The organism is Pseudomonas sp. DCB_BI (assembly GCF_026240995.1).
Lineage (GTDB): Bacteria > Pseudomonadota > Gammaproteobacteria > Pseudomonadales > Pseudomonadaceae > Aquipseudomonas.
The window spans coordinates 209,006-228,975 of the sequence record NZ_JAPFCG010000005.1 but is presented as its reverse complement, the minus strand read 5'-3'; the positions used below and the strand labels follow the sequence as shown (position 1 = coordinate 228,975).

The window sequence follows — 19,970 nt, the reverse complement described above, 5'->3', positions numbered from 1 at the left end:
TATCACTGTAGCAGCCACCCGCCAGCGACGTGCCCGCAATCACTCCACTCGGCGATTTTGGCCGATTCACACCGTACGGCTGGTGGAAACGGCCGCTCGCCGTAACAGCAGCGTGCGCAGCAGGAATAACGGATTGCCAACGATGTACCGTATGAACAAGCGCTTGGGCTCACGCAGCAGACGGTACAACCACTCCCCTCCCAGACGCCGCAACCAGCCAGGTGCGCGGCTGACTTTGCCACCCAGAAAGTCGAGAATCGCCCCGCCACACACGATCAGGCATGGCCCGCCTATGGCTGCAAGCTGTGCCGCAACGGCTTCCTGCTTGGGCATGCCCATGCCCAGCACGATCAGCTCAGGTTGCTGCTCGCGCGCCAGCTGCAGGTAGGTTTCGACACGGGCAAAACCGTCGTGAACGGACACTGGCACTACCCCGAACGCGCTTTCACAGCGTCGGACTGCGTGGTTCAGGTAGGGTTGCCGGGTCCCCCAGAAAGCAACCTTGCGCCCACGGTAGGCCGCCAACAGCCGGGGAATGAAGTCGGTGCCGTTCATGTTCAACCCAGGTTCGAGGCCCAGGCGGCGATAGAGAATCGCCATGCCGGAGCCATCACGCAGCAGCACATCGGCGGCCGACAGTGCCTGGCAATAGGCACCATCGCGCACCACCAGGTTCATCGCATGGGCATTGACAAAGCCCAGTACGGTGGCTGTTTCCGGAGTGGCCAGGCGTTCGAGCAGGTGCTGTGCTGCGCTGCCGTTCTCGACGACTGCCATTTGCTCGATAATCCGCGTCCAGCGTTGCTGCCATAGCCACTGAGCCATCAGTCGTCATCCCGTTTTGACCGCACCCATTCGACCTGGCGCCTGATCAGGAAGCCCAGGTACAAAGGAATCTTCCTCGCGGCGTAGAACGGCGCATACAGCAACACCGAAAACGGTATCAGCTCACGGCAGAACCGCGCCCAGGCCAGCACCACCGCAGAGCCCAGCAAGGCCAGCCCGGCAAGGGCCAGCCACGCAGGCGCCGACAGGTCGAACAGCAGGAATGCCAGCCACGTCACCAGGTTGAGCCCGAGCAAGGTCAACGTCAGCAATGCCAGGGGAGATACCACCAGGTCCAGGGTCATGGCCGCGAGGCTGCCGTTGCGCTGGGTAATGGCGGCCAGTACGCGCTTGGGTGCATCGCCCAGCATCAGGCCCAGGTGACCATGCTCCCAGCGGGTGCGCTGGCTGTTAAGGCCTTGCTGGCTCAGCGGGAACTGGCTGGTAACCAGCGCTTCGGGGCAGAACAGCGGGGGCTTGCCCTGCTGACAGAGGTCCAGCCCCAGCTTTACGTCCTCTACGAGGTGGCCGTTGGCGAGGTTGATCAGGCTCAGATCGTGCCAGCCGAACGCCATGCCCGCCCCCATCAACTGGCAAGGCAGGCCCAGCCGCGACCAGCCCCGTGGACGCACCAGGTTCTTGACCCGCCAGGCAAACTCGGCAACCTGTACTTTCAGCCCGGCACCGGCGGGTGCGCGCATCAGGTACAGCGACTGCACCGGGCGCTGGGCAGCATGGCAACGGCGTGCCAGGGTGTCGATCGCGCCCTCGCCCACCTGGCAATCGGCATCCACCACGATCACCACCTCGGGTGGCTGACGCGCCAGGTGGCGTACACCGAAGTCCAGTGCGTAGCCTTTGCCGCGCAACTGTGCATCGTACCGCTCGACCACCTCGGCGCCTGACTCGCGCGCCAGTTGTGCCGTGTTGTCAGAACAGTTGTCGGCGACCACCAGCAGGCGGTCGCCTTCGAGCAGTTGCGGGGTAATGGTCGCCAAGGTGGCCTGGATGATCGAGGCCTCATCGTGAGCAGGTACCAGCACCGCAACCCGAGGCCGGGCACCGCTGCCCGGCAGCGGCGCCCGTGCAGGCAGACAGGCCATTAGCACCTGAAGCGAAAACACCAACACCGGTACCAGGACGATGACCGTCAACAGGCCCAATAGCCAACCCAATACACTAATCATGCGAATGCCTTGAAGTAGTCGGCCAGCCTGGCCGCCTCGGTGTCTATATCGTGCCGTTGCAATACCCGCTGGCACGCCGCATCACCCATGCGTTGCAGCACCTCGGCCGGTTGCGCCAGGCAGTCGGCCATGGCGGTCACCAGCTCGTCGACCGCCCCGGCGGGAAACAGCCAGCCATTCTCACCAGGCCTTACCAGCTCAGGAATGCCTGCCACATACGTGGTGAGTACCGGTCGGCGCAAGGCCATGGCCTCCATGATGACCACCGGCAGGCCTTCGGCAAAACTAGGCAGTACCAGGGCGCGGGCCGCCAGGATTTCCTCGCGTACCTGCGCGCTGCTGATCCAGCCGGTAATGCGCACCCATTGCTGCAGACCGTGCCGGGCGACCAGGGCCTCGATCTGCCCGCGCATTTCGCCATCACCGGCCAGCACCAGCTCGAAGCCAACCGACTGGGCAGCAAGGCGGCGCGCGGCTTCCACCAACAAAAGCTGGCCTTTCTGCTCGCACAGGCGCCCGACGCATACCAGCCTTGGCACCGACGGCACGTCAACCGGCGCCACCTCATGAAAACCCCGCTCCAGGCCGCAGTGCACTACCTTCACCTTGGTCCAGTGCTCGTGCGCAACCCAGCGAAACAGCTGGCTGCGCCCGTACGAACTTACCGCGACGACAAAGGCGGCTCGCCGCACCTTCTCCCCCATGTGCAGGAACTGCGGCTTGTCGAACTCCTCCGGCCCGTGCACGGTAAAGCTGTACGCCGGCCCGCCCAGGACGTTGGCCAGCATGACCACTTCGGTAGAATTGGTGCCGAAGTGCGCGTGCACGTGCTCCGCCTGGGCGACCTGCAGCCACTGCAGTAGCTGGCAGGCCTCAGCCAGGTAGACCAGGTGGTAGGGCCAGGGGCGGTCGGCACGCAGGCCCAGGCGTAGCGCCAGCCACAGAGCCTGGCCAAAGCGCCGTGGCTGCGCGCGCAGCACCTGCCAGGTCGGCCCTAGCAACCCCTTCAGCCCGTCTTTCAGCACGTAGCGGGTCTTGTCCCGTTCGGTTGCGTCCTCGGCATCCTGCACCTCGGCGTCCCACCCGCGCAGCGCCATGCGTTGCACCTCTACCCCCTGACGCTCCAGCGCCAGGATTTCGCGACGGATGAAACTGTGACTGACTTTCGGGTACTGATTGATGAAGTAAGCAATGCGCATACGAATCCAGATCCAAACCCGCTTGATGACCAACCTGCCCTGGCAACCTTCATTTCAGGCTGTCGACTACGGGCGGTTTGCCTACTGCTGATGCACTCACAGCAAATGCATCCCCCTGTTTTCCTTGTAGTCCAAGGTTGTGACCAGCGCCTGGCAATGCAGCCTGCAAACGCTTAAAAACATCGTCGAGCAACGCCTGGCGGCGACGGTACATTGCCCGTTTCTTCGCCGGAATGTCAGCTTCTGCACGTTGCGCGGGGGCTAGCGGCAGGTTGCAGAAATCTTCCCGCGCGGACGCCATGGCACCATGCTCTTGCCAGATTGCATCGTAGTTGGCCGCAAGGTCCTGGCCCTTGTCGCTGCCGAAATAGGGGTGGCGATGATGCCGGCTGGCATCGCTGACGGCGTACAGCTGCGTCACACCCAGGGTCCTGGCCAGGCACTTCAAGGCTTCCAGCAACAGGCTGCGTGGGCGCAGCCCCTCGAAGTCCTTGGTCAGCTCGCGGTAGATGGCCAGCGAGGTTTCACTGTCGACGCCCTTGTGTATGCCCTGCACGGCGCCGATGAGCAGGCTCAGCTCACCCTGACCACGGCACAGGACGAATGCCAGCGAAGCCACACGCAGGTCATGCTGGAACAGGTTCAGCACCAGCTCCCCCTCGCGCTTGAACCAGATCGGCCGGTCCAGCACCAGCCTGCAGCCTGGCGAGTGCCTGGACAGGTCACACAGCGTCAGGCTTTCATCGCGCCCCAGCAGCAGCAACGCGGGATACTGCCTGGCCACCAGTTCAAAGTGCGAGGCCACTGCGTCCAGGCGCTGCGGGGCAGCCCAGGACTGGCTGATGTAAGGCCATTGCACGACACCGATACAATCCACGCCCAGCCGCTGCAAACCCTGCGGGCCAAGCGCCGCGGTCATGCGCTGCATGAACGTGCTCAGCTCATGCCGGTGCCTGGCGATCTCCAGCATCAATTTGTACTTGTTGTGCAACGCCCGCAACGAGTAGCCCGGTTGCAAGATGAACACGCTTTTCACGAGGGTGCCGAGCATCATGGGTCTCTCTCACTTGTACTCGATCAAAGCCGATTTGCCGGCCGCCAGGCGGTGGCGCAAGAACTTCAGCTGGCCCAGCATTTCCGGGAATTTGCCCAGCACCAGAAACCCCGCCTGCAGCCAGTTCTCGCGCGTTGGCTTGCCACCACGACGCGCCAGGCGCGCCGCCTGCAGGGGGTAGATCAACAGCAGTAACAGGCCCCAGCCGCCCACCAGCAGGCAGGCCAGCACGATCACCAGAGGGATGCCCAGGCCCCACAACCAGGCCCTGCGCGACTCGCGCAGCCAGTGTCGCTCTGGTGGCTGGCCATGCAAGTAGGCGCCCTCGGCATAAGCGTGCCCGGCGCGCAGGCTGCGCCGCCACCATTGGCTGAAACGGGTCATGGCGGCGTCATGCAGGGTCATTTCGGCGGCCAGGCGCCAGACTTTCCAGCCTTTGGCGCGCAAGCGCACGCATAACTCCGGCTCCTCGCCGGCAATCAGGTCGGGGCGAAAGCCGCCCACTGCAGCAAAGGCGTCTACGCGCATCAGCGCATCCCCACCGCAGGCCTTGGCCTGACCAACGGGGGTGTCCCATTCCAGGTCGCACAACAAGTTGTACACCGACCTTTGCGGGAAGCGTTCGCGCCGGCGGCCACACACCACCGCCACCTCGGGGTGTTCGTCAAGAAACGCCTGGGCCGTGGGCAGCCAGCGGGCATCCACTTCACAATCACCATCGACGAACTGTACCCGTTGCATCGACGGCAATAGCCGCAGCAAGGCGGCGAAACCTTCATTGCGTGCGCGTGCGGCGGTAAACGGGGTGCTCAGGTCCAGCGCCAGTACTTCCACCCCTAGGCTGCGGGCAAGCGCCAGCGAGCCGTCGGTGGAGCCCGAATCGACATACATGACCTTGTCGGCGGCATGCACCAGCGAACGCAGGCAGCGCTCCAGGCGCTGGCCTTCGTTCCGGCCGATCACCACCACGCCGATCACGGTCGTCATGGGCCTCACTCGACCGGGGCCGTGGCGGCAGGCTGACGGGACTTGATGGTGGCCGGCACCCCAACTGCCAGAGAGTTGTCCGGCACATCCACCAGCACCACCGCATTGGCGCCAATGATCACGTTGTTACCAATGCGGATGCTGCCCAGCACCTTGGCCCCGGTGCCGATATCGACGTTGTTGCCAAACACGGGGGCAATTGGCTCGTCCACATTCTTCAAGCCCACCACCACGCCGTTGCGGATACGGCAGTCATCGCCAAACCGGGCGTAACCACTGACCACGATGCCGCCAAAATGGTCGATGACGAAGTTACGGCCGATCACCGCTTCGCACGGCAGTTCGACGCCGGTAATGATCTGCACGAACTTGAACAATACCTTGTACAGCAACGAGCACAGTTTGCGCAGCAATGCCGGGCGCACGCTGTAACGCCAGCGACCGAAGCGGTACACCAGCAGCACCCAGAAACCCTGGGCGCCCCAGTCACCGCCATGGGCCCGCAGGTCAGCACGAATATTCTCGAACATGGTTCCACCTACCTTGTCGGTTGGCTGGCGTAGCGGGTCTTGAACAGCAGTGACCAGGTCGCCCGGCAATGACGCCAGCAGGCCAGAATCGCGCCGCGGCCGCGTCGTTTCAACAGTGCCTTGAGTGCCAGCACCAGGTCACCCAAGGTGACCAGCAGCATGTGCAGGGCCAGCCCCGCAATCCCATGGTGCTTGCGAAAGTACAGCAACTCGCTCTCGATCTGGTAGGCAGAGATCTGGCGGCTGGCCGCCTCCAGCTCGGCCACCGACTTCGAGCTTTCGCCACCGATGTGCACCACCGTGGTGTGCGGGTAGAACACCACCTTCCAGCCCGCCTGCTTGACCCGCTTGCAGTGGTCGACCTCCTCGTAGTAGAGGAAGTAGCGCGGATCGAACAGGCCTACCTGCTCAAGCACTTCACGGCGCACCAGGTAGAAACAACCGGGCAACCAGTCACACTCGCGCACCGAGGCATGGTCCCAGTTCATTTCGTCGACCATCTTCAGGCCGGGGAAGAACCGCTTCAGCCCGGTACGGCCGACAAACACGTTGAGCGGCGTGGGGAAGTAGCGGCAACTGGGTTGCAGGTCGCCATCCCGGCCTTCCAGGCGTACGCCCAGCACACCACAGTCCGGGTGGGCGTCCATGTAATCGATGGTTTTCTGCAGCGAGTCGGTGGCGACGAAAGCGTCGGTGTTGAGCAACAAGGCGTACCTGCCTTTCAGGTGCGCCAGCAACTGGTTGTTTGCCCGGCCAAAGCCGATGTTCTGCTTGTTGCTCAGCAGCAAGGCCTGCGGGCATACCTCGGCCATGCGCTGCACCGAATCGTCGACCGAGGCGTTGTCCACCACCAGGTAGCTGGCCAGCCGCTCGCTGTCAGCCCGGCGCAGGGCATCGAACATCGGCTGCAACAACCCTGCGGTGTTGAAGTTGACCACCATCACGTCGACCGGTTTAGCCATTGTTGCTGTCCCCGAAGAAATACTGGCGCCTCTGCGCCATCAGCAGCGGCTCTACCTCGGGGTCATAGGCACCATTGCGCTGTTTGACCAGGTCAATCCATGGGTAGGACTCGCAGCGTGCCTCGACCCGCTTGATCAACGCTTCGGTGGTACAGATGAACTCCGCCGGGTTGCCTCCGTACACCGTACCCGGCGGCACATCCTTGGTGACCACCGCACCTGCGGCGACGATCGACTCAGGCCCGATGGTCACCCGCGGCATGATGATTGCGCCATGGCCAATGAAGCAGTTGTCCTTGATGTCGATATAGCCCACCGAATCAAGGTGCTTGCCAAAGCGATGCTCTATCAACAACACCACCCCGTCATGCCCGATCAGCGTGCAGTCAGACAGCCCGACACTGTTACCAATACGCACCAGTGAAGGGTCCAGAAACTTGCAGCCGGTGTTGACAAAGAAGTTAGTCCCTACCGAATGAAAGTTGCCCCAACGCGTGAGCCAGGCGCCCCACTCCAGCCCTGAAGGTTTGCAAAACCTCCTGTAGAACGTGCCTGCTCGCCCGGTTGAATGGGCATAGTGCATCACTGCCTTGCGTATCCATCCCTTCATACTGCCTGGCCTCGCGATCTGTACCGCTGGATGTGTCCCTGAGGCGATGCGGTCTCGTTCTTCTAGGTGCTGACCGCTGCGCACTCACCCTGTCTACAACGTCTTCTACGCTGCGGCTCCGCTGGCCGCTCTCATCTTCGCGTCAAGGTGATCGGCCAGCCGTACGGCAAACTGCAACAGCGGCATGGTCGGGTTGGAAGCGCCGCCCTTGGCGAAAATGCTGCTGCCGGCGACATAGAGGTTTTCGGTGCCGAAAACCCTGCAATTGGCATCGACAACGCCGGACTGCGGCGAAGCGGCCATGCGCGTGGTGCCCATGTGGTGCGCATGTGGCGCCATTATCAGTGGAATGGACGTGTCGTAGACGAAGTCATTGAGCTTGACGAAACCCAGGCCCATATCGGCGAACTGCTTGGCCAGCTCCGTGCCAATGCACTTGATGGTGTGCCGGTCATCTGCACTCAGCGCCCAGTTGACATTGACCTTGGCCACCCCCAGCGCATCCTTCTCGTCCAGCAACGAAATACGGCTTTGCAGGTTGGGGAACTGTTCGATCATGGTGCTGATGACGCCATCGCCAGGGCAACTGAACTTGGCCACGAATTCGATCTTGCTGGAAATCCCCATGTCGCAGGCCAAGTTCTCGAGAAAATGCTTGACCTCGGCAGTGCGCCCGTAGGTTTGCACATCCGCCAACAAGGCCGCCGTGACGTTGCCTTTACCCGCCTTGTACGCGTCGACGAAGGCGTCGGTGGTGTAGTACTGGCGCGGCTCAGGGTCCTGCCCGGACTTGAGGATGAAGGTACCCATCTCGATGTTCAGGTGCTCCATGAAACACCCGCCGACCAACCCCTGCCGGCTTACCACGCCTGCCGCCACCAGCGTCTCACTGTTCAGCAACTGCCGGGCATTCTCGATGGCACCCGTGGCCAGGATGAAATTCCTCGCCACCAGGCGCTGGCGATTGCGTTCGTAGTCGGACAACACCACCGCCGCCAGGTGGCCGGAAGCCTTGTCGAACTCAAGGTCGACACAGTTGCAGTTGATGAACACGTCCAGGCCTTTGGTCTGCTCCAGCGCCGTGGCGTACTTCTGCGCAAAGCGGGTCGGTGTGCTGAGCAGAAAACGGTCTGCCTCGAACTCACCGCCAGCGAGGCCGGTATTCATCGCACGGAAATCTGCACCCGGCGGCAAGTCGACGATATCCATCGCTGCCGGCAGGTAGCTTTCGATCTCTGAATAGGGGATCGGCCAGCCTGGCAAGTCACCTGGCGGGGCGAAGGTGAAGTCCGATGCGGTGAATGGCCGGCAACGGCCCGCCCAGTGGTTGGATGTGCCGCCCAGATAGCGCAGGCGGGTTTCCTCGGCATACAGCTCCAGACCCGTGGATGCGCAGGCATACAGGGCTTGCGAGTGCGGCGCGTACTCGCGCCCCCCGCCTTCGGCGATCAGCACGTTCCAGCCAGCGCTCGCCAGGCGCAGGCCCAGGGTGATACCCGCCGGGCCGGCACCGATGATGCAGAAATCATAGTTGTCGCGCAGCGCCTTCTGCTGCTGGTAATCGCTGATCATGCTGGCTCGTTCCGAAAATAACGGGACGGCAATACCCAACCGTTGATCACCACGAACCCAGGCTGTTCGCCAGGTTTGCCGGCAACGGCTGGCAAGACGCCACACACCGCGCTACCCACGCCGAGCAACACACAACTGTGAAGAAAGCTTCTCCGACCCAACTGCGCAGTGCAAAAAGTGAGCTTCCCCATAATCCCGTGACCTGTACCCATAAAATTACACCAAGCGACCTGCATCACAGCCAGTTGAAAAAGGCCGTCAGCAGCGCCCCGCACAGCGCCCCGACCAGCAGCATCGGCAGCACCACCAGTTCACGTTTGAGGCTGAACATATCCAGCTTGCGGTTCACGTACACCACCAGCACCACCGTTGGCACGGTATGCAGGGCAACCCCCCAGATCGCCCACTCGACACCGCCAATGGCCAGCAGCAGTGGCAGCAGCCCCCACAGCGAAACCAGGCGAATGATGTTGTCCATGGCCTGGTACTTGGTCAGGCCCAGGGCAATCCACACCTGATGAGCCAAGGTATAGCGCAATACGATGAACGACAGCGAAAGAATTGCCAGCATCGGGCCAGCCTCACGGTAGCGATCGTCGTACATCCAGCCAATCAGCAGCGGGCTGGCGGTCAGGAAGCCGCCACAAATGAACAGCACCAGCAGGTCGACCAGCAGGCGGAAGCGGTAATACAGCGCTTTCAGGCGCTCCTTGTCGTCGGCCCGCGCCGCCTCGCTGAAGGCAGGCAGTGCCACGGCGCCGACAATTTTCATCAGCGCAGTCTGGACAGCACCCAGGATCAGTACCGCAATGGAATACACCCCCAGCTGGGCCGCCGACATGCTGGCGCCGAACCATATACGGTCACCGTACATGGCCAGCACGCCGACCATCGACGAAAGCAGAATCCAGCGGCCGAACACGATAAGTTCGGTCAGCGCCGTGCGGTCCCAGCGCAAGCGGTTGTTCGGCCCTTCGAGCGCGGTGTGCCCCAGCACGGTCCAGGCCACGGCCGACACCACGCCGGCGATCACCAGCGCCCAGATGGAATGCGTGAGCAAACCCAGCACCAGCATCACCACCAGCCCCGCCAGTTGGGACGCCAGGTCGACCAGCACCACGCGCTTCTGTTGGAAAGTTCGGACCGCGACATCTATCTTGGTGGACTGGAAACCCCAGATGACCGCCGACAGCCCGGTGACCGCCAGCACCATCGGCAATACCGGTGCGGCATAGGTTGAGTCCGCCGGCCACAGCTCTTCCACCTGGGCCACCCAGGCGGCAAGGGCCAGCAACAGGGTCAAGGCAAACAGCACGAAGCCGCGGATGATCTGCACGGTCCACGCGGTATTGAGAAAGTCTGGATCGTCGCCGCGATGGCTCTGGATGATGTTCTGGCGCAGCCCTACATCCGACAGCAAATGCAGCAGTACCGACACGGTGGTGGCAATGACCATCACCCCGAACATTTCCGGCAGCAGCAGTCGAGCCATGATCAGATTGCCGCCAAGGCGCATCACCTGTGACGCCACCTGTGACAGCAGGTTCCACGAACCGGCCCTCATGGCCCGCTGGCGCAGGCTCGCGGCGGCTGACACATCAATCGACGGCATGACTTCAATCTCTGACTGATCGGCTAAAGTCACTATAGTTTCAATTAGCCACGATGCTAGCCGTTGCCCACCGAGGGAAAGGTGTACATAGCCGATGCCTGAACATTTTCGTGCGTTGATCGTCATCCTGTTCCTGGCGAGCGTGGTCTTCCTGCTGGCGCGGCGGCCTGCTACCGACCTGATCCCGCCAAGCGACTACAAGCGCCGGCGCAACCTGTGGTTCCTGCTGACCGTGCTGGCCTTTGTCTCGCACAGTTTCTGGCTGTACCTGGGCGCAGGCGCGGTGATCCTGTGGCTGGCCGGGCGCCGCGAACACAACCCCATGGCGCTGTTCTACATGCTGCTGTTCCTGATCCCTCCAGCGTCGGTGCAAGTGCCCGGTTTCGGCGTGGTCAACTACCTGGTCGACCTTAACCACATCCGCCTGCTGGCCCTGTGCGTACTGCTGCCGGCCGCGCTGCAACTCCGTCGCCAGGGCGACACGCTGCGCTTTGGCCGCACCTGGGCCGACCGGTTGCTGGCAGCCGGGCTGGTGCTGATGAGCGTGCTGTACCTGCGCGAAACCACCCTCACCGACACCCTGCGCCAGGCGCTGTACCTGTATGTCGACGTCTTCTTGCCGTATTACGTGGCCAGCCGGGGCCTGCGTCAGATCAGCGACTTCAAGGACGCCATGCTGGCCTTCGTACTCACCTCGTTCGTCATGGCGCTGATCGCCGTGGCCGAATATGTACGCCACTGGCTGCTGTACAGCGCCCTGGTCGACGCCATGGGCGTGCCGTGGAGCATGTCCGGCTACCTGAGCCGTGGCGGCGCGTTGCGGGCCAGCGTCACCACGGGCCAGGCGATTGCGCTGGGTTATGTGATGAGCGTGGCCATCGGCCTGTTCCTGTTCGTCCAGGGCTATGTGCAACGCCCGCTGCACCGGGCCATGGGCGCCCTGCTGCTGGCCGCCGGGTTATTCGCCCCTTTGTCCCGTGGCCCGTGGATCGGCGCGGTAGTCATCGTGGTGGTGTTCATCGCTCTGGGCAAAGGTGCCGTGAGGCGCCTGGCGTTGCTGGCTGCTGCCGCCATGCTGGCGCTGCCCCTGCTGACCGTGGTGCCCGGTGGCGACAAGGTGCTGGACCTGCTGCCCTACATCGGCAACATCGAGAAAGAGAACATCACCTACCGCGAGCGGTTGATGGACAATTCGTGGATCGTCATCCAGCGCAACCCGCTGTTCGGCTCATTCGACTTCCGCAACACCCCGGAAATGCAATCGATGATCCAGGGCGAAGGCATCATCGACATCGTCAACACCTACATCAACCTGGCGCTGCGAGTCGGCCTGGTCGGTCTCGGCCTGTTCGTGGCGTTCTTTGCCGTGGTGCTGCAGGGTATCCGCAAGGCCATGCTCAGCTTTCCCGATAAGGCCGACGAACGAAGGCAGCTGGGCCGGGCCTTGCTGGCGACACTGATCGGCATTCTGGTGATCATCTTCACCGTCAGCAGCATCACCTTCATTCCGGTGGTGTACTGGTCCATCGCCGGACTGGGCGTGGCCTACACCCAGATGGTGCGACGGTTGCACAACAGCGAGGCCACGCAACTGGCCGGCCCCGACCTACAACCCAGGTAATGTTCATGAATGTGCTTGCCCTGCGTCATCTCGTGCGCCTTTCAGGCATTGCCGGCCTGGCCTTGCTGCCATTGACCGGTTGGGGGTCGGCCTGGCAGGTCAGTGTCGATGAGCAAAATGGCCTGCCCAGCGTGACACGCGGCGGCGGGCCGGTGATGCAAGCCAAGTTCGACTTCTGGGCTGGCAACTGGAGCTGGACCGCCTTCCAGACCGACTTCAAGGTCAACGGCCCTTACCACTACACGCTGCGTGGCAAGAACAAGGAACTGGACTTCGACCTGGCCGCCGATATCCGCAAGGAGCAGGCGCAAACCCTGACTTGGGCCATCGACCTCGATGCACACAGCCGCCAGGCGGGGGTAATGGGCGGCGGCATGGTGTTCCAGTTCGACCCGGCACAAATCGCCGGTGACATGGGGGCCCCGCAATTGCTGCCCGACAACCGCGGCTGGTGGTGGGGCAAGGCCGACCAGGGCCGGCGCATCGAAATGCGCTTCGACCCGCCACTGGCCAAGGTGTATTTCGAGCGCGGCAACCCGTCCGAACTGCGTGCGTTTCTATACAAGGACCCGATCAATGCCGGCAAGCAGCAGATCAGGGCCGTACTCAACGTTACCGGCGACATCGATCTGGGCCCTACCCCGACCGAACGTTTCGGCCTGGCCGACCCTGCCAGTTGGCCCGATGACCAGCTGGACTGGCGCACCTCACCGGTGGACCTGTCGTTCCTCAACGCGGCGGAGAAACCTGCCGGCAAGCGTGGCTTCGTCAAGGCAGTTGGCGAGCAACTGATGTTCGCCGACAACACCCCGGTGCGCTTCTGGGGCACCAACCTGTCCGCCTATTCACTGTTCAAAACCCCCGACGAAGAAATTCGCCAGCAGGCCAAGCGCCTGTCGGCCCTTGGCTTCAACCTGGTGCGCCTGCATCACCACGACTCGCCCTGGGTCAACCCCAATGTGTTCGGCGACGCCGCCTTGGTGAGTGATACCCAGCAGCTGGGCACCGAGTCGCTGCGCAAGCTGGACCTGTGGATCAAGGCGCTCAAGGACGAAGGGGTGTACATCTGGCTGGACATGCACGTACAGCGCGCGCTCACCGCCAACGACAGCATCGACGACTTCAAGGAGCTGGCCAAGGGCGAAGCGCGCATCGACCTGAAGGGCTACGCCTACGTCAACAGCAGCATCCAGCAGGCCATGAAGCGCTTCGCCGAGCAGTACCTGACCCATGTGAATGCGTACACCGGCCTGGCCTACAAGGATGACCCGGCCATCGCTGCAGTGCTGATCACCAACGAGAACGACCTGACCCAGCATTATGGCAACGCCCTGATGCCGAACAAGGATGTGCCACGCCACAGCGAGCGCTACATGGCTGCGGCGAAAGCTTTCGCCAAACAGTATGACCTGCCCGCGGACCTTACCTGGCGTGCCTGGGAACACGGGCCGTCGAAGCTGTTCCTCAACGAACTGGAACATCGCTTCAACGCCGACATGATCGCCCACCTGCGCACCGTCGGGGTAAAAGTGCCGATCGCCACCACCAGCACCTGGGGCGGCAATGGCCTGAGCGCGCTGCCCGCCCTGACGGCCGGTGACGTGATCGACGCCCACAGCTATGGCGCCATTGGCCAACTGGAGAAGAACCCGCTCACCAGCGACGGCATGATCGACTGGATCGCAGCCGCCCAGGTAGTCGGCAAGCCGCTGACGGTCACCGAGTGGAACGCCGAGCCCTTCCCACTGCCCGACCGTCACTCGTTGCCGTTGTATGTGGCCGGCACCGCCGCCCATCAGGGCTGGGACGCCATGCTGCAATATGCCTACAGCCAGCAGGCGTTCAACCCGGGTTGGCGTACGGCGGACAACTGGCACGCGTACAATGACCCGGCAATGCTCGCCACCCTGCCCGCTGCCGCCCTGCTCTACCGCCGCGCAGACGTGAAGCCGGCTACCACTCACTATGTATTCGCCCCTACGCCCGCCACCCTGTACAACCAGGAAATCACCCCGCGCAACTCACCCCTGTTGCGCACGGCCATGGAAAAGGGCCAGCTGCAGATCGCCCTGCCGCAAACACCCGAACTGCCATGGCTGAAGCCCGCTGACATCGCTGCCGATGCGCAGGTACTGCGGGACCCGGGGCAGTCACTGCTGGCTGCCGATGCCAGCAAGTCGGTGACCGACACCGGCGAGCTCAAGCGCAACTGGCAACTGGGCATCTACACCATCGACACAGCACTGACCCAGGCCGCCAGCGGCTGGCTGGGTGGCCGCAAGATCAACCTGGGTGCCATTCAGGTAGAAACCCGCACGCCCTACGCCAGCGTCGTGGTGCAGAGCCTGGACGGCAAGCCGCTGGGCGTTTCGCGCGACCTGCTGCTATCACTGGGCACGCGGGCCATGCCCAAGGCCGATGACAAGACGCCGTTCAATGTCGAACCCCTTGAAGGCAGCCTGACCATCAAGGCACCGGCCGGCCTGCAGCTGTTCGCCCGCGATGCGCAGGCGCAGCTGAAAGCATTGCCCGCAGCCTACAAGGATGGGCACTACACGATCACCTTCGACAACCGCTACATGTCGAACTGGCTGTTCTTGAAATAGGGCATGTGGCCATCTACGCTCGATTCACTGCGTCGGTAAAACAGCGGGTCACAGGAGGTGCGGATGAAATTCCTGGTTGTCGGTGGCGCAGGCTATATTGGCTCGCACATGGTCAAGCACCTGCTGGGCGGCGGCCACGAAGTGGTGGTGGCCGACCTGGTATCGCCCGGCCCCGGTATCCAGTGGGCCAGGCTCGACATTGCCGACGAAGCTGCGCTGGATGTGCTGTTTGGCGTGTTTCACTTCGATGCAGTGTTCCACTTTGCCTCGTTTATCCAGGTGGGTGAGTCGGTCACCGCACCTGGCAAGTATTACCAGAACAACGTCGCCGCTACCCTTTCCCTGCTGCAGGCCATGGTCAATGCGGGCATCAGGCACCTGGTGTTTTCTTCCACTGCCGCGGTTTACGGCAACCCGCAGTACGTACCCATCGACGAAGCCCACGGCAAAGGGCCGATCAACCCTTATGGGTTGAGCAAATGGATGGTCGAACAGATTCTGGAGGACTTCGACCGGGCCTATGGCCTGAAGTCGGTGAGCCTGCGCTACTTCAATGCAGCGGGTGCCGACCCGGAAGGCCAGCTGGGCGAGCGTCATGACCCGGAGACCCACCTGATCCCGTTGATTCTGCAGGCTGCCTCCGGGCGACGTGAGGCAGTAACGGTGTTTGGCCGCGACTACGATACGCCGGACGGCACCTGCATCCGCGATTACGTACACGTAGCTGACCTGGCGGCAGCCCATGCGCTGGCGGTGGATTACCTGCTGGCAGGTGGAGAGCGTACCGCGTTCAACCTGGGCAATGGGCTGGGCTTTTCGGTGCAGCAGGTGATCGATACGGCCCGCGCGGTGACCGGTCGGCAGATCAATACGCTGGATGCACCACGCCGAGCCGGTGACCCGCCGCGGCTGGTGGCCGATGCGCAAAAAGCCCAGCAGGTGCTGGGCTGGCGGCCGGAGTTCGCGTCGCTGGAGCAGATCGTACGGCATGCCTGGCAGTGGGAGTTGCAGTATCCCTGGGCGCGCTGAGCCCTACCCCGATGCCTTGCAGGCGCAGCGTTGTGCTGCGCTCACAGGGCTGGCCGTGATTCAGTAATACGTCCGCGGTTGCTCGTCAGCCTTGTTCAACACCGTCCCGATCAGGTTCACCGTGGCCAGGTGATGCAGGCAATCCTCGATTTCCTTCTTGTTGTTCATGCCGTTGGCCACCACCAGCAATACGCAATCCAACTTGGGTATCACGGTGATCGCATCGTCCGAACTGAGCAACGGTGGCAAATCAAAAATGCAGATGCGCGAATCGTAACGGTTGCGCAACTCGCCGATCAGGTTGTTGACCTTGGGTGAGGACAACATCTCGGTTGACAGCGGTACCGGTACCCGCGTCGGCAGGACCACAAAGCGCGGCAAGGTCGGGTTGACCAGGCAGTCCTGCAACTCGGCCTTGTCGGTCAGAAACTCGTTGAGCGCCTGGTCCATGGGCAAGCCCAAGGTACTGCCGACCTTGGGCCTGCGCAGGTCGAAGTCCACCAGCAACGCGGTCTTGGTGGTGTGGTGGGCGATGCTCATGGCCAGGTTGACCGCCAGCACCGTCTTGCCCGCTTCTGGCGTGGGTGAAGTAATGCCAAGGGTGCGCCAGCCGTTCTCATCCATCAGCCTGAGCACCTGCGTCCGCAACAGGTCGATCGGCCCGTTCATGTTGGAATTCTTGTTGTAAGCGACGATACGGTGGCGCTCGAGGTGGTCCGGCCGCAACGGCACCACCTTGGTGTTCACGTAGTCGAACTGGCCTGGCACTTCGGCCAGTGCGGTCCCGGGGGCGGGTGACAAGGCCTGCGGGGTGCCCGGGGTAACCTGATGAAGATTGTTGCCAACAGCCGGCTTGGTCCTGTCCATCACTGCTTTCCCTATGCAAACCGAGATATGACCTTGAACAACAGCACATCCAGTGGCATGTAGAACACGTGCACCAGCACTACCATGATAGCCGCCAGCGCCAGCGCCGCCAGGATCAGCCAGTTACGCCAGCGCTTGCGCCTGGCCACATCGGCCCGGGTGTCGATATAGGGCAGTGCCACCAGCACCCGCTTGCCCAGCAGGCTTTCCAGTGCGCCAACGCCGCGCACGCGCTGGTTGAGCATTTCGAGCAGCATCACCAGCGCACCGCCACCGGCAGGTGCCAGCACCAGGCCCAGTGCAGCGATTTTCTTGCGGTTGGGCTTGATCGGCTTCTCAGGCAGCAGCGGTGGCTCCAGCAGCACAAAGCGTTCGGCCTTGTTTTCCTGCTCCAGGCTTTCGGTAATCTTCGCGCCCATTTCCTTGGCGCGGATTTCTTCGTACTTCTTGCGGGCGTTGTCGTGGTCGCGCATCAAGGTCACCAGACCACGCTCGACCTGCGGCGCTTCTAGAATCTCGGCTTCGTAGCCTTCCATCTTTCGGGTCAGCTCGCGTTTCTGCTGGGCCAGCGAAGCGATGCGTTCCTGGGCGGCGCTCATCTTGGCGCGCACCCGGGCCGCATCGAGGCTGACCGTGGAAGCGGCCGAAGCACGACCACCCGTGGCTTCCAGCGCCTGGATCTTGCGTTTTAGCGCCACCACATCCGGGTGGGCATCCTTGTAGCGGGTCAGCAGCCGGGCGTACTCGGCCTTCAGGCTTGCCAGGTCCTGGGGCTGATCGGCACTGCTTGGGCGGGCACCCTCCACTGCCTTGGTCGCCAGGCCGGCATTGGCCGCAGACAGTTCCAGCTCCAGGTAACGCAGTTCTTCCTGAGCAGCCTTGTAGTCGCGGTCGACCTCGCGGAACTCCAGCTCCGAGCGCGACAGCATGTTCATGCGCAGGGTCTGGTGCTCGGGCAGGGCATTCGCATGGGCCTGCTTGAAATCAGCCAGCTGGTTTTCCAGGCTGGCCAGTTCAGCGCCGAGCTTGTTGGCCTCCTGGGTGAGGAATTCGGTGGTTTCATTGGCCCGCTCGGTACGCTGCTTGAGGTTTTCGTTGAGGAACAGCGTCACCAGTTCATCGGCGACTTCCTTGGCCACCTGCGCCTGCTTGTGCTCGAACGACACGTTGAAGGCCACGGTCGCTTCACCCCGCCCGCGCACGAAGGTGGTGAGGGTTTCGACCACGATGGCGCTGCGCATCTGGTCGATTTTGTCGCTTTCGCTAAGGCGCTTGTCGGCGAACAGGTCGTACTTGCCAATGATCCGCAGCAGGTTTTCACGGGTCATCACCCGCTGGCGGATCACCTCGATGCGTTCATCGGCGAAGCTGGTGGTGTTGGTCGACACCAGTTCGGGCGAAATCTGCTGCGACTCCACCAGGATGGTGCCGGTCGACTGGTAAATCGGCGGCACCATCAAGGCGACCGCCACGGTCGCGGCAAGAATGACTGCGGCACTGACCCCTAACACCAGGGCTCTGTCCTTGATAATGGCGATGTAATCTCTGAGGGACAGCTCGTAGTCAGACTTCATGGGGCCACCTGCCTGAAGTTCAGATGTCGGGGTACCTGTACGTCAACGTCAAACCAACGATCGTAGCGGTCGCATCAGCTTCGCGGTCCTGCTGCCGTTCCTTGTACATCAGCGACAGGCGCAGGTCCCAATACGGCGAAAATTCGCGGCTGGCCCACACGCTGTAAGTCTGCAACGTGTTGGGTGACTGGCCTTTGCTGTCCTGCCAGGCAGCGTCGGCTCCCACCCGGGTCAACTCGGTAAGCGCGTAACTCCACACGCCACGCACCTGGTCCAGCTCGGCAAAGCCACCCTCGGCGCTGGCCACCGTGCTGCGCTCGGCGGTAAAACTGGCATCGGCACGGGTACCGGTGTACAGCAATGCAACACCCCCCTCCCCGCGTCGGCCGCCCTCGTCCCCCGACACCTGGTTGACGCCAATGTGCGCGTCGGCACTCAGGCCTTCGGCAAGTTGGTACTTGATGCCCACTGCCGGGGTGTAGCTGTTGGAAGCGGTAGCGGTCAGGTCTTGCTCAGGCTCGTAGCGGCGGGCACCAAAGCGGGTATAGACATCGGCCCGTTCGCTCCAGGCGTAAGTCCAGGTAAAGACGTTCGCCAGTTCGTCGTAACCCGTCAGCGTACTGATGTCATAACGGGCACGGTTGTAGGTCGTTTCGTTGCTCAAGGTGCTGCGCTCGGTCACCGCCTGGCTCCAGTTGCCAGTCAGGGTGTAGAGCTTCTGGGTACCGTCGGTGGTGATGACGCCGGTGTCCAGCACCGTCCCCGACAGCGTCGAGCTTTCGTTATAGCGCGCCAAAAGGCCGAAACGCCCACGCTCGGTGGTGCGCTGCCAGCCTAGGCTGATATCGGGGTCTTCACGGTCATCGACCACATCCGTGTCGGACGAGCGCAACACATTCATGCCCAGCCCCAACCTCAACTCGTCACGGTCGAAAGTACCGATCAGGGTGTAATCGGGCGCAATGATCGTCCGCGTTACGCCCTTCTCCCCCGACGACAGCAGCAAAGGGTTGCTGTCGTATTCGACGGTTGTCGGTACCACCACCGTAGACTGCCAATTTGCCGCCAGGACCGACTCCGTAAACGGCAAGACCAAGATTGCCGTTGCAATGCTAGTTGTTCTAAGAAGAGGCATTAAGTGTTCTTATTAAAGGCAAGATCAAGGGACGACCAGCGTATCGCCAGCCTGAAGTTGGATGTTGGTGGACATGTCCCGCCCAGACACCAGGTCCTTATATCGCACGGGCAGGATTTTTTGGGAAGCGCCGGTACCGCGAACCACCTTGATTTCGCTTTCGTCGGCAAACTTGTCCAGGCCGCCAGACATGCTCAAGGCCTGCAACACTGCAGTAGGGCCTGCCATTTGCACGGGGCCGGGCTTGATCACTTTGCCTTGAACATAAACCAGGTTGCCGGCGATGCTCTTGACGACAACGCTGACATTAGGATCGGGCAGGAATTTTTCCAGTTTTGCAGCCACTTGTTTTTCGACTGCCGTTACATCAAGACCGGCGACATCGATGCGCCCGGCCAGTGGGAAGGTGATACTGCCATCGGGAAGTACGGTGGCTTCTTGACGCAGGCTGTCTTCCTGCCACACCGAAACCATCACGACATCGCCAGGGCTGAGCAGGTAGGTGGAACTGGTCTGATCGGCGTAGCCCGCACCGGACCACACTGACAGCATGCAGAACGCGGCAAATATTGAACGCACCATGAGGGTCCCTCCGGCCAA

Annotated in this window: 17 protein-coding genes; 3 read left to right on the top strand and 14 right to left on the bottom strand. The window is 62.4% G+C overall.

The annotated features are described in order from the left end of the window. Positions 1 to 66: 66 nt before the first annotated feature. From OO258_RS07925 to OO258_RS07880, 10 genes are all read right to left on the bottom strand, one after another. Positions 67 to 825 carry a WecB/TagA/CpsF family glycosyltransferase gene (locus tag OO258_RS07925; RefSeq protein WP_266029631.1) on the bottom strand — a complete coding sequence of 253 codons (759 nt, stop codon included), beginning with the start codon at positions 823 to 825 and terminating at the stop codon, positions 67 to 69. Beyond that, on the bottom strand, positions 825 to 2,012 hold the full coding sequence (locus tag OO258_RS07920; protein WP_266029630.1) for a glycosyltransferase family 2 protein: 1,188 nt from the start codon (positions 2,010 to 2,012) through the stop codon (positions 825 to 827). Before OO258_RS07920 ends, OO258_RS07925 begins: the two co-directional genes overlap by 1 nt. Beyond that, on the bottom strand, positions 2,009 to 3,211 hold the full coding sequence (locus tag OO258_RS07915) for a glycosyltransferase family 4 protein (RefSeq protein WP_266029629.1): 1,203 nt from the start codon (positions 3,209 to 3,211) through the stop codon (positions 2,009 to 2,011). Before OO258_RS07915 ends, OO258_RS07920 begins: the two co-directional genes overlap by 4 nt. 49 nt (positions 3,212 to 3,260) lie before the next feature. Next, complete coding sequence (locus OO258_RS07910) at positions 3,261 to 4,265, bottom strand: VirK/YbjX family protein (protein WP_266029628.1); 1,005 nt, start codon at positions 4,263 to 4,265, stop codon at positions 3,261 to 3,263. Between the two features lie 9 nt (positions 4,266 to 4,274). After that, positions 4,275 to 5,252, bottom strand: coding sequence for a glycosyltransferase family 2 protein (locus tag OO258_RS07905; protein WP_266029627.1), 978 nt, complete (start codon positions 5,250 to 5,252; stop codon positions 4,275 to 4,277). Between the two features lie 5 nt (positions 5,253 to 5,257). Beyond that, positions 5,258 to 5,782, bottom strand: a complete 525-nt coding sequence (locus OO258_RS07900; RefSeq protein ID WP_110745292.1) for a serine O-acetyltransferase — start codon at positions 5,780 to 5,782, stop codon at positions 5,258 to 5,260. Between the two features lie 8 nt (positions 5,783 to 5,790). Beyond that, the gene (locus tag OO258_RS07895; RefSeq protein ID WP_266029625.1) at positions 5,791 to 6,744 is read right to left on the bottom strand and encodes a glycosyltransferase family 2 protein; all 954 of its coding nucleotides are present in this window, start codon (positions 6,742 to 6,744) and stop codon (positions 5,791 to 5,793) included. Then, positions 6,737 to 7,354 (bottom strand): acyltransferase, encoded by a 618-nt coding sequence (locus OO258_RS07890; RefSeq protein WP_266029623.1) that lies wholly within the window; start codon positions 7,352 to 7,354, stop codon positions 6,737 to 6,739. The genes OO258_RS07895 and OO258_RS07890 overlap by 8 nt, the downstream gene beginning before the upstream one ends. Positions 7,355 to 7,459: 105 nt before the next feature. Further along, the gene (locus OO258_RS07885; protein WP_266029621.1) at positions 7,460 to 8,926 is read right to left on the bottom strand and encodes an FAD-dependent oxidoreductase; all 1,467 of its coding nucleotides are present in this window, start codon (positions 8,924 to 8,926) and stop codon (positions 7,460 to 7,462) included. Positions 8,927 to 9,161: 235 nt separating this feature from the next. Then, positions 9,162 to 10,538, bottom strand: a complete 1,377-nt coding sequence (locus tag OO258_RS07880) for an oligosaccharide flippase family protein (RefSeq protein WP_266029619.1) — start codon at positions 10,536 to 10,538, stop codon at positions 9,162 to 9,164. A gap of 94 nt (positions 10,539 to 10,632) precedes the next feature. On the opposite strand from OO258_RS07880, the gene OO258_RS07875 reads away from it, so the two are divergent. The 3 genes from OO258_RS07875 (at position 10,633) to galE (ending at position 15,794) form a co-directional block, all read left to right on the top strand. Next, positions 10,633 to 12,159, top strand: a complete 1,527-nt coding sequence (locus tag OO258_RS07875) for an O-antigen ligase family protein (protein ID WP_266029618.1) — start codon at positions 10,633 to 10,635, stop codon at positions 12,157 to 12,159. Between the two features lie 5 nt (positions 12,160 to 12,164). Beyond that, entirely contained in the window at positions 12,165 to 14,765 is a 2,601-nt protein-coding gene (locus OO258_RS07870; RefSeq protein WP_266029617.1) for a cellulase family glycosylhydrolase, read from the top strand. Between the two features lie 63 nt (positions 14,766 to 14,828). Further along, entirely contained in the window at positions 14,829 to 15,794 is a 966-nt protein-coding gene (galE, locus tag OO258_RS07865) for a UDP-glucose 4-epimerase GalE (RefSeq protein ID WP_266029615.1), read from the top strand. 60 nt (positions 15,795 to 15,854) lie between these two features. Here galE and OO258_RS07860 read toward each other — a convergent pair whose 3' ends face one another. From OO258_RS07860 to OO258_RS07845, 4 genes are read right to left on the bottom strand one after another with little or no spacing between them, the layout of a single operon-like run. Next, positions 15,855 to 16,661 (bottom strand): CpsD/CapB family tyrosine-protein kinase, encoded by an 807-nt coding sequence (locus OO258_RS07860; RefSeq protein WP_110745300.1) that lies wholly within the window; start codon positions 16,659 to 16,661, stop codon positions 15,855 to 15,857. 11 nt (positions 16,662 to 16,672) lie between these two features. Continuing rightward, the gene (locus OO258_RS07855; protein WP_266029614.1) at positions 16,673 to 18,235 is read right to left on the bottom strand and encodes a GumC family protein; all 1,563 of its coding nucleotides are present in this window, start codon (positions 18,233 to 18,235) and stop codon (positions 16,673 to 16,675) included. 19 nt (positions 18,236 to 18,254) lie between these two features. Then, a complete protein-coding gene (locus OO258_RS07850; RefSeq protein ID WP_266029612.1) occupies positions 18,255 to 19,370 on the bottom strand; it encodes a hypothetical protein in 1,116 nt (371 codons plus the stop codon). Between the two features lie 24 nt (positions 19,371 to 19,394). Next, on the bottom strand, positions 19,395 to 19,952 hold the full coding sequence (locus OO258_RS07845; protein WP_266029611.1) for a polysaccharide biosynthesis/export family protein: 558 nt from the start codon (positions 19,950 to 19,952) through the stop codon (positions 19,395 to 19,397). Positions 19,953 to 19,970 lie beyond the last annotated feature (18 nt).